General features: G+C 71.7%; 12 protein-coding genes. 2 read left to right on the top strand and 10 right to left on the bottom strand.

From position 1 onward, the window contains the following. Positions 1–103: 103 nt before the first annotated feature. The 9 genes from ACF053_RS29665 to ACF053_RS29625 all read right to left on the bottom strand — a co-directional run bounded on the left by ACF053_RS29665 (position 104) and on the right by ACF053_RS29625 (position 6,808). Complete coding sequence (locus ACF053_RS29665; RefSeq protein ID WP_391956841.1) at positions 104–829, bottom strand: GNAT family N-acetyltransferase; 726 nt, start codon at positions 827–829, stop codon at positions 104–106. 85 nt (positions 830–914) lie between these two features. Further along, the gene (locus ACF053_RS29660) at positions 915–1,067 is read right to left on the bottom strand and encodes a hypothetical protein (RefSeq protein WP_391956840.1); all 153 of its coding nucleotides are present in this window, start codon (positions 1,065–1,067) and stop codon (positions 915–917) included. Continuing rightward, complete coding sequence (locus tag ACF053_RS29655; RefSeq protein WP_391956839.1) at positions 1,064–1,204, bottom strand: hypothetical protein; 141 nt, start codon at positions 1,202–1,204, stop codon at positions 1,064–1,066. The genes ACF053_RS29660 and ACF053_RS29655 overlap by 4 nt, the downstream gene beginning before the upstream one ends. Before the next feature lie 26 nt (positions 1,205–1,230). Further along, positions 1,231–2,736, bottom strand: coding sequence for a 3'-5' exonuclease (locus tag ACF053_RS29650; protein WP_391956838.1), 1,506 nt, complete (start codon positions 2,734–2,736; stop codon positions 1,231–1,233). Between the two features lie 49 nt (positions 2,737–2,785). Then, complete coding sequence (locus ACF053_RS29645) at positions 2,786–4,210, bottom strand: hypothetical protein (RefSeq protein WP_391956837.1); 1,425 nt, start codon at positions 4,208–4,210, stop codon at positions 2,786–2,788. Between the two features lie 210 nt (positions 4,211–4,420). Next, on the bottom strand, positions 4,421–5,137 hold the full coding sequence (locus ACF053_RS29640) for a hypothetical protein (RefSeq protein ID WP_391956836.1): 717 nt from the start codon (positions 5,135–5,137) through the stop codon (positions 4,421–4,423). Further along, positions 5,128–5,343: a hypothetical protein gene (locus tag ACF053_RS29635; protein ID WP_391956835.1), complete on the bottom strand. Its 216-nt coding sequence runs from the start codon at positions 5,341–5,343 to the stop codon at positions 5,128–5,130. Before ACF053_RS29635 ends, ACF053_RS29640 begins: the two co-directional genes overlap by 10 nt. Positions 5,344–5,363: 20 nt before the next feature. Then, positions 5,364–5,966 (bottom strand): hypothetical protein, encoded by a 603-nt coding sequence (locus tag ACF053_RS29630; protein WP_391956834.1) that lies wholly within the window; start codon positions 5,964–5,966, stop codon positions 5,364–5,366. After that, positions 5,963–6,808 (bottom strand): hypothetical protein, encoded by an 846-nt coding sequence (locus ACF053_RS29625; protein WP_391956833.1) that lies wholly within the window; start codon positions 6,806–6,808, stop codon positions 5,963–5,965. The genes ACF053_RS29630 and ACF053_RS29625 overlap by 4 nt, the downstream gene beginning before the upstream one ends. A gap of 259 nt (positions 6,809–7,067) precedes the next feature. On the opposite strand from ACF053_RS29625, the gene ACF053_RS29620 reads away from it, so the two are divergent. Together ACF053_RS29620 and ACF053_RS29615 are read left to right on the top strand one after the other, a co-directional pair. Continuing rightward, positions 7,068–8,159 carry a tyrosine-type recombinase/integrase gene (locus ACF053_RS29620; protein ID WP_391956832.1) on the top strand — a complete coding sequence of 364 codons (1,092 nt, stop codon included), beginning with the start codon at positions 7,068–7,070 and terminating at the stop codon, positions 8,157–8,159. A gap of 253 nt (positions 8,160–8,412) precedes the next feature. Further along, complete coding sequence (locus ACF053_RS29615; RefSeq protein WP_391956831.1) at positions 8,413–8,886, top strand: hypothetical protein; 474 nt, start codon at positions 8,413–8,415, stop codon at positions 8,884–8,886. A gap of 202 nt (positions 8,887–9,088) precedes the next feature. Here ACF053_RS29615 and ACF053_RS29610 read toward each other — a convergent pair whose 3' ends face one another. Further along, entirely contained in the window at positions 9,089–9,775 is a 687-nt protein-coding gene (locus ACF053_RS29610; protein WP_391956830.1) for a hypothetical protein, read from the bottom strand.

Below are 9,775 nucleotides of genomic sequence, written 5' to 3'. Positions count from 1 at the left end.
GCTCGGACACCAGCCGCAAAGTAGGCGGCGTGTCGAGCTGTCACGAGAGCACAACACCGCTCCGGAGCTGGGATAACGTCCCACGGGGCTTTGTGGTGGTCGGTCAGCGGCGGGGCCGCCAGCGGGTGAAGACGCACTGGTCGTCGCCTGCGCCCAGCCGGAACGGGAGGGCGATGCGATCCAGGGGGAAGGTCTCGCCGGGTGCGTGGGCGGTGTAGCCGTGCCGGGTGTAGAAGGCGGCCAGGTCACGGTCGGCCTCGTACGAGCCATACAGCAGGAAGTAGCCGAGCTGCTGGTGAATCTGCCAGGTCCGCTTGAGCAGGGTGGCGGCGATGCCCTGGCCGCGGGCGTGTTCGGCGACGGCCAGGCCGTGGATCTTGGCGACGAACAGGCTCAGGGCCATGGCCTTGTCGGCCGGGTAGCCGTTGTTCATGGCCATGTCGATGAGGGTGCCGGGGGCGGTGGCCGAGAGCACGCCGACGGTGCGGTCCTGTTCGTCGGCGGCGACCAGCGTCAAGGAAACGGTCGTCAGGGCCTCATTTATGGGCCGGTCGGTGAAGGTGCGGGCGGCGGCGTCGTGGTACGCCTTCGAGCCGCCGCCGAGCCCGGCGAGCATGGCGGAGGACGCCGAGCCGTCCTTGATGGCGGCCGCCAGGACCGGGATGATCCTGACGCCGTTGCCGGTGGTGGCCATCAGTGCGTTCGCCGCCTTGACGTCCTGGCCGCGGGCCAGGCGGATGCGGGTGCCGACCGGGCCCTGCCAGCCGGTGCGGACGCGGTCGGCGGACAGCGGCGGCGCCTGCCTGGCCTTTTTGGTCGTCTTGCCCATGGTCGTACTTCCCCCTGGAGGTGGTGTTGCCGACGGCGTACGGCCGCCTGCGCATGGATGGATCTTGTCCCGGTGCCCGTACGCCCTACCGCCGGTATCCGGCCGGACCTTCCTCGTCGGGCTCGTCCTGGTCCTCGTCCTCGCTGTCGTCGGGCCAGCGGCCGAACGGTCCGCTGTGGCCGGGGCCTTCGGCTCCGAGTACACCGGGGCCCTTCGTGCGGTGCGGCGCCGGGATCACACGTCCTCCTCTTCGCTCCGGGCCTGCGCCAGCAGCGCCGCCACGATGTCATTCGCCTGGTCCTCGGCCTGTTCAACGAGCGTGTCGAGCACGTCGTCGGTGGCGCCGCCGAGGACCTGCCGCTGGAGGCGTTCCATCTTCCCCAGGGTCGGTGCAGCGGTGTTCAGGCGTCGGCGGCCGCGAGCGCGGTCCCGGCGGGAGCTCCGGCCACGGGGTCGCCCGGAACCGCCGGCCGGGGTGTGAACTCGTTGCCCCGACCCTTCGACATCTCGATCAGAATGTCCCGGGCCGCGAGGGCGTCACCGACTGCGCGGTGGCCGCCGCCGAGCCGCAGCCAGCGGTTCGAGCCGAGCCACGCGGCGTACGCCTCCATGAGGCAGTACCAGGACTCGCGGGGCTCCAGGTGCCCGGGCTTCTTCCCGGCCCGCCGGATGTCGCCGAGGATGACGGCGCGGTCGAACTGCACCGAGTAGGCGCAGATGATGCGGTCCTTGGTGACCTTCCGCAGGCGAGGGAGGGCCTTCTCGAAGGGCCGGGCGTTCACCACGTCCTCGTCGGAGATGCCGTGCACGTGGCGGGCCCCGCTGGTGATCGGTTCCGTGGGCTTCACCAGGGTGTCCTGAAGCACCTTGCCGGTGGCCGCGTCCACGACGCCGAGCTCGATCGTCTGCCCGTAGAGATCGGTGGTCTCGGTGTCCAGGACGACCGCGGCGCCCGGCTCCAGGAGCTGACGGGCCCGGCGGGTGATCCGGCCCCACGTCGGGCACAGGGTGATCTCGTCGACGTAGGAACCGACGACCGGGTCGGCGGCGAGCTCCGCGCGGACCGTCTCCTTCGTCGGGCCGTCCTCGGTGCGGGCCCAGTCCAGCTCCCACCCACCCGAGTACGGGGAGTGCCACGCCCACACCGTCGTGCCGTGCCGGTCGGCGAGCTCCTGGCAGAAGCCCTTCACCGCAGCGGCGCGGGTGGGCGCGAGCCTGGCGTACTCGCGCAGCGGGGACGGCTTGCCCTTGGCGACGCCACGGGCGGCCTCCCAGTCCACACCGGGCATGTCCCGCAGGTCGCGAACGTCGCCGAGCCGGTACAGCACCACGGTGACGGTCCGGTAGCGGCCAACCTCGCGCTCGTACGTCTCCGCCGGCGCGATCCATCCCGCCGCCTCGACGTACTTCCAGTCCGCGGGCCGGATCTCCAGGACGTCAGCGGCGGCCTGCGCGGTGATGTACTGCTCGCCGTCGGCCTCGGCGGCGAGCTTGTCCAGGTCGGCGATCAGGTAGCGGTCCGCGCGCCCGGTGGTGACGCGGCCCTCGCGGCCCATGCGGGCGATGTCGCTCCAGTGCCAGCCGATCCGCTCGGCGGCCGCGTCCCGGGGCAGGCTCGCCTCGAACCACGCCTGCCGCTCGGCGATGATTGTGCGCAGCAGCTCGACGTCGACCTCGCGCGCCGCCTCCGTGGAGTACAGCGGCCAGCCTTTGAAGCGATCGACTTCGGTCAGGACTTCCCGCTCGACGAGCACTTCGACGTCCAGGGCGCGGACCGGCTCGCCGGTGATCTCGGCGAGCATGTCAGCCAGCCGGTTGGCGCCCAGGGCCTCCGGCCACGTCTTCTCTTCGGGCGGTGCGGCCTGCTCAGGGACGGTCGCCTCTGCCGTCGTCGCGGTGTCCGTCATCGGTGTACCTCCGTGGTCTGCGAATCGGTGTCCGGGGCTGGGCGGGCGGTCAGTCGGCCTTGACCACGTACACCGTGTCCAGGAACGGCTTGTCGGTCGGGCCCTTCGGGTAGTCCAGGACGGTGATGTCCTGGTGGGTGCAGCCGCCGCTGCTGTGCAGGGCCGGGTTCATGCAGTGGTCGCGGGTGTGCTCGTGGACCATCCACCGGCCACGGTCGTACTGGCGGGTGGGGCCCGTTCCGTCCGCCTCCCGGCGTGGACGCGGTACCGACTCCTGCCGGCCGCGGATGGTCACCAGCCGCACCGTGCCGTCGTCGGCGATCCCCCGGCGCCGGTCCGCGCGCACCTTGACCGGCTTGCGCCTCTCCTCGGTGACGTCGACCACGGCCCGGCCCACCCGTTCCTGAGTGATCAGGTCCCAGCAGGCGACGATCGCGCGGGAGGCGAAGTCGGCCGCGCCCTCCTGTGTGGCCTCGTGCTTGGTGGCGAGCACGTCCCCCGCGGTCAGCCGCTCGAAGCCGATCGGCGCGAGCGGCGGCGTGGCGGCCGTGTGCGTGTAGAGGGTCAACGACCACGTCGTCGGGCCGTCCTCGCTGTGGCCGGGTACGTACCAGACGCTCCAGGACGCGGCGACCAGCGGCGCCATCCCCGGGGCGTAGTCGACCGGCTGGTCGAGCACGAGGAAGCCGGAGGGGGAGGGGACGCGCTGGGGGTCGAGCGGAGACTTCCTGGGGCGGGCGGCCTTGCGGGTGGCGACGGCCGTGGTGTCGGCGTCCGCGTAGTACATGCGCGCACTCCGCAGCCGGTCCCGCTCCTGCTCGCACAGCAGCCGGGCCCGGGCTACGTGGTCCAGGTCCGGAAACGCCTCGGGCGGGAAGATGGCGGTCAGTTGCTCCTCGGTCAGCTCCCGGGCCGTGCCCTCCGACGTCTCGGGCGCCTCCAGCCGGGCCACAATTTGGCGGCGCCACTCCGGCACCTGGCGGGGGTTGACGGACCACGGGGGCGCCTCGGTGCCGTCCAGCGTGAACGTGGGCAGCGTGCCGTCAGGGTCGATCACCGCGGCGGCGCCACTGAGCGCACCGAGCAGCGGCGTCAGGGACATGCCGCCGGCGCGCTCGAAGGTCGCAACCTTCCGCGCGAAGGCACTCCAGTCGTGGCGGATCAGGTCCTCCACGGCCGCCCACGCGGGCCGGTCGTGCCCGACCCGCTCGGCGAGGGTGGCCCTGACCGCCGACCCCAGCATGTGGCGGCCGTGCTGTTCCTCGAACTGGATGAGCTGGGAGGCGCCGAACAGGGCGACCTCGAAGCCCCGGCCGCCCTTCTCGGCGTCGCCGCCGGTCACGGTCTGCTGGATGGCGCGGGCGTACCGGTCCGCCTCCAGCGCGGGGTTGCGCTGGAAGGTGCGGGCGACGGCGGTCAGGTGTCGCCACGCGTTCGCGGTCGCCTGGGTGGCGACGAAGACGTCGGGGAACAAGGGGATCTCCTCACGGAAGAACGGATTGGCACGGGGCGAAGCCGGTGGCCGCTGGGGGCCTTCGCCGGCCCCCAGACCCCCGCTCCCCCCGGCACCGCCCGGCGCGGGCAGGTCGTGAGTGGTGCCTGCCGTTCGCGCCGGACGGCACCGGGGTCTGGACTTCGGGTGCGGGCCGAGGTCCAGACCTCCGGAGCAGGGCGGGGAAGGAGGTCAGCCGCAGTCGCCGAACTCGACGAAGCGAGCGAGCTCACGCTCCAGGCGGCCCTTGCCCTCGGTGACAACGGTGATGACGCGCTCGAAGTAGCCCCGCGCGGCCTGCTCCTGCTCGACAGTGAGCTGGATCCGCCCGTCGGGTCCGGGCATGGTGACGGCAGGAAGCAGGGCACGGGTGTCCCCGTCGTCCAGCTGGAGAACCGTGAGGGCGCGGGAGAGTCGGTTGACAACCTGCTCGGCGGTCTCCGGGACCCGCTCCCCGCTCTCCTCGCCGTACCATTCTCCGGCGTCGGCGAGCAGGCTGCGCAGGTCGGTGTACCCCGGCTCCATTGCCAGGGCCCGCCGGAAGTGGTCGAGCAGCGAAGCCAGGACTTCGACGTCAGCGCGGTCGATGGGCGCGGCGTACAACGGGGTGTGCTCGTACCCATCGGGGCCGAAGACCCGGTTGCCCCCGCTGACCTCCTTTCCGGTGCGCAAGGCGTGCCGCTCGTCGACCAGGCCCTTGGGCAGGGCGCCGTAGATGCTGATCCAGGCAGCTCGGACGGCTACGCCGTCCAGGTCGGCGGGCAGCCGGTAGACGTCGTCCGCCCCGGCGCGGGCGTCGCTGGTGGTCCCTTCGAGCCACATGAACAGCGGCTCATCCAGGTCGAAGAGGTCACCGAGGAAGTGCTCCTCGGCAGGCAGCAGCGTCAGTGCGGTGTCGTTCAGCGGCATCGGATGGTGACCTTTCCGGACGGGGTGGGAAGGGTGGAGGCGGTGCGGGCGAGCTCCTGGAGTCGGGCGAAGTCCTCGTCGGTCAGCGGGCCGCCGTCGGCGCGGGCGTAGTCGATGACGATGGGGGGCTTGGGCAGCGGGAACAGCACGCCCTGGCCGAGGTGGACGTCGACTGGCGAGGCGGGCTCCGTCGGTTCGTACGACATTGGGCTCTCCTTCACGTAGGTCACTCGCTGGCCTGCTGGGCTTCCGCGGCGCTCTTGCGCAGCCTCTCGGCGGCGTGCCGCAGTCGTGAGGTCTCGACCTCCACGGTGGTGTGCGCGTCGTGGTCATCCGGGATGAATTGGGCGCCCTCGTCGAGCAGTGCGGCGATCTGGTCAACGGCGTCGGCGGCGTCCCGGATACCACCGTCCAGGTCACCGGCCGACAGCCGTTCCTCGGCGCGGAGCACCGTCTCGACGGGCTGCATCGCGTGCTGCTCGAACTCCTCGCCGGCGTCCTGACCTTGGACGACATACACCGTGGTGAGGCCGAGGGCGGGCATCATCCGGTGCGGGCCGTCCAGGTCGTCGGGGTCGACCGGCTCGGCGGACGGGGTGAGGTGGGCGACGATCGTCTGCACGACATCGGTGCCGTGCTTGAGGTCCGGGCGGGCGAGAACCTGGTCGGCGAGGAAGAGCGGGGTGTCCGCGGGGAGGGCGGCGAGGATGGCGGCCAGCTCGCCGGTGGTGGTCACCTCGCGCGCTGCCGGAAGCCCCTGCTTGAACCGGGCGACGGCGGTCTCGGACTGGGCGAGTACCTCCTCGCGGCTGGGCTGCTGCTCGTTCACCGGTCGTCCCCGTTCTGCGTGGGGGCGTGCTCGGCGCCCGCCATCTCGTCCCAGGTGACTCCGCGGCCGGGGGTGGCGCGCAGGGCCGCGGCCCGGGCCCTGTCCTTCGCGATCCACTGGTGGACCTCCGGGGGGACGGGGCCGCCTTCGAGGATGAGCCGCTCGTACAGGGCCACTCGGTGGTCGCACAGGTCTGCCTGCGCCTGCGGGTCGGGCACCAGCTGGTCTTGGAGCAGGCGGTGGCTGGCGCCGTCGGCGAGCAGCAGCATGGAGGTGGTGGAGTGCCGGGGCAGGCCGCCGCTGACCGGGTGCTCCTGGTCCGTCCAGTGGTCGGTGGGCCCGCCGTGGTGGCGCAGCCAGTTGTCCAGGACGCGGGCGGTGTCCTCGGCGGTGCCGTAGTAGGGGCGGGGGTGGCCGGGGGCGTAGCGGGCGCCGTAGGGGATGCGCTCGTCGTCGGGGGTGCCGTCGGGCAGGAGCTTGTCCGGCTGGTCGAGCGGCGCCCGCCACTTCTTGACGTGCTCGGCGAAGCGGGTGTGCGCGGACTGGCGGGTGATGCCCAGGGCCTCGCCGATCTCCTCCCAGCTGGTACCGCGCTCGCGCTCGTAGATGGCGGCCCAGCGCTGGACGTCCTCGGCGAGGCGCATCAGGCGGGCCGCCTCGCGGATGTAGTCGCCGGGGCGGACAGTGCTGGAGGCGTCGTCGCCGGTGGCCATGCCGCCGAGGGCGCACTCGGCGGTCTCGCGGAGGGCGTAGGAGAGCATCAGGCGCGCGAGCGCCGTCTCGGTGAACGGATGCGGGGGCGGCTCGGGCGTCACGTCGCCCGTCGGGCTCGTCTCGGTCATGGCGTCACCGTAGGACTGACGAACCCTCTTTGTCAGCCACTCTCTGACGCTTTGTGAGCGTCAGAGCAAAGCTGACCAAATCTGTCTGTCCGATGAAAGCTGACGACCAAGAAACGTCACGATCGACCTGACGCTCCCGTGCCGTCATGCGAGGGCTGACGTGCCGAGCCGTCCCGTGAACGCACAGGATAATTACAGTTATCCTGTGCGTATGCTGACGCCCGATCAGGATGTGCTGGAATCAGGTGAATCACCCGACATGCCGAGTTCGAAGGTTGCCTGCTCGCCCCGGTCGACGCTCTCGACGTTCCGTCACGACCCTCGCGCTCTGTGGCCGGAGCACGCGCGGAAGCTGTACGACTACCTCGTCGCCATCTATGGCGAGGACGACCTTCTGCCGACGCTCGCGGCGGCCTGGATCGCGCATCAGCGCTCGGTCAACACGCAGAAGTCCTACGCCCGCGGCTTCCGCGCCTTCGAGGAGTTCGCCCGGGACCACGGCGAGCACCCGATGGCCGTGAAGTTCGTCCTCGCCGACACCTTCCGGATGTACCTGGAGACCACCCCGACCTGGATGCGGGTCAAGGGCGGCCGGCGGGGCGAGATGGCCCGCACCGGCAAGCCGTACTCGGACGCCTCGCGCAAGAACGTGCTGTCGGCGGCCTCCTCCTTCTTCGTCTACCTGGACAAGGTCAGCGACGACGGGGTGAAGAACCCCTTCGACGCGGTCCAACGGCCCTACGTCGACCCGACCTACTCCCCCACCCCCGGGTACACCGAGGCCGAGTGGGCCCGGTTTGTGGCCGTCGCCCGCGACGAGCACCGTGTCGCGGCCTACCGCAAGCGCGCGTACGCCCTGCTGCTGACGCTCTACACCTGCTGCCTGCGCATCGACTCCCTGCTCAACGCCCGCGTGGAAGACCTCGGGTACGACAAGGGGCACCGCGTGTTGCTGCTGGAGAAGGTCAAGGGCGGCGGCCGGAAGAAGAAACCGATCCCGCCGGCCACCTGGGACGCGCTGATGGAATACCTCGACGGCCGCACCACCGGCTGGCTGTTCTGCACCGCGTCCGGCGCCCAGCTCGACGAACCGGCCGTGTGGCGGCTCCTCCAGTCCCTGGCCAAGCGCGCCGGGCTCCCGCTGCGCGGCCCTCATGGCGTGAAGGGCGACGCGGTCACTCACGCCCTGGCGAAGCCGGACGCCCGCCCCGACAAGGTGCAGCAGTGGGCCGATCACAAGGACTCCCGCACCACCCAGCTCTACAACCGGCGCCGAGAACTCCTGGACGACAGCCCCGGCTACGGCCTCGCGGCCGACCTCGCTGGCGCGCTGGCAACGGCCACGGACTGAATCGGATCAGGCGACCTGCCGCCCCGCCCTCGTGGTGGTGATCGGCCCCGACCGGGTCCTCGGCCCCCACCCGCAGAGGAGCACCCACAGCTCAGGCCCCTCTCGGGACGGATACGGCACGCTCTTGGCCGAGACGCGCCATTGCCTGGGGAAGGTGTGTCCTCTGGCCCGTCTTGGCTGCTCCGGTCACCTCGACCGGGGGAATCCGCCGCCTGGCCCGTACCGCCGAGCCGGCGGGGGAGTTGGCCCGGGTATGCGACGACGAATCACGGCGGTGGCCACCTCTGCGGTAGCGGTCCTGGTGTGTCTGGCTCCTGCGGCTGGGGCGGGCACCGCGCCGGCCGCTGCGGCCCCGGCGGCGAAAGCGAAGATCATCGACCAGCGGCTGAACGCCTGCGCGCCGCTGCGCGGGGGCGGCTGCGCCCAGGGGGCGGTGGTCACCTACTGGTATCACCGCGGGTCCAGGACCCGGTCCCTGTCGTGGGTGTATGCCTCCCGTGAGCCGGTCTCGAAGGGGAGGACCTACATGGCGCGGTGGTCGTACCGGGAGCCGGGCGGCTCCTGGCACACCAGCGCCTGGAAGCGCCTCACCCACGTGCCCCGATCCGACTTCGCGGAGGTGGGGTGGGGGAAGGGCGGCCGGACCGGCCGGGCGTACGCGCGCGGGACGGAGGTCTGCATCCAGCACAAGGGTCTGTCCCCGAGCACCTGCTTCACCCTGAAGTAACGCCGGTCCGCAGACGGCGAAGGTGAGCTGGATCCGCCCGTCGGGCGGCGGGCATGCTCGGCCGGTCGATAGGTCCGGGGCCGATGCCGTTACGGTGCGTCAGAGACGGTCTGCTAGTCGACCTCCCAGACCGGCTTGGCGCAGTCCGGCCGGTGGGCGAACGGCTGCCACTCCAGGTGGGCGGCGAGGGCGTCGGAACTACTCATCGGTCACTTCCCGTCCGATCTGCGTGGGGGGCGCTGGTGAGGGCGAGGCGGGTGAAGCCGAAAAGGAGGAAGAGGAGTCCGGCAAGGAGCGCGGGGAGCGTCAGGAAGTTGCAGATCGCGTCGAAGTTCTCGCCGCTCAACGAGAGGAAGCTGTCGCCGGGGGCGATGTCGGGGCGGCGGTGGTAGTCGTACTGGCTCATGCCCGCGCCGGCGGCCGAGCAGAGCAGCCCGACCAAGACGTAGCCGAGCGACGCGCGGCGCTGCCGCCGGTCGTGGTCGGTGAGGACGCGCTTCTGCACCACCACGTGTTCGCCGGGGCCGGGGGGCAGTTCCTTCTGCGCGGCCCACTCGGTGGCGGCCTTGGCCTCCATCGACTCGGCGGCCTGGAAGTGGTGGCGCCGGGCGGCGGCGTGGCAGTCCGTCGCGTCGCACAACACGCGGCCGGTCATCGTCACCGACCCGTCGGCGTGCGCGGTGACGCCGATGTCCGGCTCGGTGAGCTGGGTGTAGGCGCAGGTGGGGGCCGCCTCGCGGACGCCCTCGCGTACCGCCGCCTCCAGCGCGGCGCGGCCGTCCGGTCTGGCGGCGAGCTGCCCGGCGCTCCAGCGCTGGCGGTCGGTGTGCACCGTGAACGCGCGGTCCCTCGGCGACCGGTGGATGATGACGGGCACGTTCAGCGGCAT

The sequence above is a fragment of the Streptomyces kanasensis genome (assembly GCF_043077165.1).
GTDB classification, from domain to species: Bacteria; Actinomycetota; Actinomycetes; order Streptomycetales; family Streptomycetaceae; genus Streptomyces; species Streptomyces changanensis.
Note: the sequence above shows the minus strand (reverse complement) of the source record. Positions and strands in the feature narration are given on the sequence as shown.

Bases quoted from the DNA above. Each gene is read 5' to 3' on its own strand.
- ACF053_RS29625 (WP_391956833.1), bottom strand. From the start codon at position 6,808: ATGACCGAGACGAGCCCGACGGGCGACGTGACGCCCGAGCCGCCCCCG.
- ACF053_RS29650 (WP_391956838.1), bottom strand. From the start codon at position 2,736: ATGACGGACACCGCGACGACGGCAGAGGCGACCGTCCCTGAGCAGGCC.
- ACF053_RS29665 (WP_391956841.1), bottom strand. From the start codon at position 829: ATGGGCAAGACGACCAAAAAGGCCAGGCAGGCGCCGCCGCTGTCCGCC.
- ACF053_RS29615 (WP_391956831.1), top strand. From the start codon at position 8,413: ATGCGACGACGAATCACGGCGGTGGCCACCTCTGCGGTAGCGGTCCTG.
- ACF053_RS29640 (WP_391956836.1), bottom strand. From the start codon at position 5,137: ATGCCGCTGAACGACACCGCACTGACGCTGCTGCCTGCCGAGGAGCAC.
- ACF053_RS29610 (WP_391956830.1), bottom strand. From the start codon at position 9,775: ATGCCGCTGAACGTGCCCGTCATCATCCACCGGTCGCCGAGGGACCGC.
- ACF053_RS29620 (WP_391956832.1), top strand. From the start codon at position 7,068: ATGCCGAGTTCGAAGGTTGCCTGCTCGCCCCGGTCGACGCTCTCGACG.
- ACF053_RS29635 (WP_391956835.1), bottom strand. From the start codon at position 5,343: ATGTCGTACGAACCGACGGAGCCCGCCTCGCCAGTCGACGTCCACCTC.
- ACF053_RS29655 (WP_391956839.1), bottom strand. From the start codon at position 1,204: ATGGAACGCCTCCAGCGGCAGGTCCTCGGCGGCGCCACCGACGACGTG.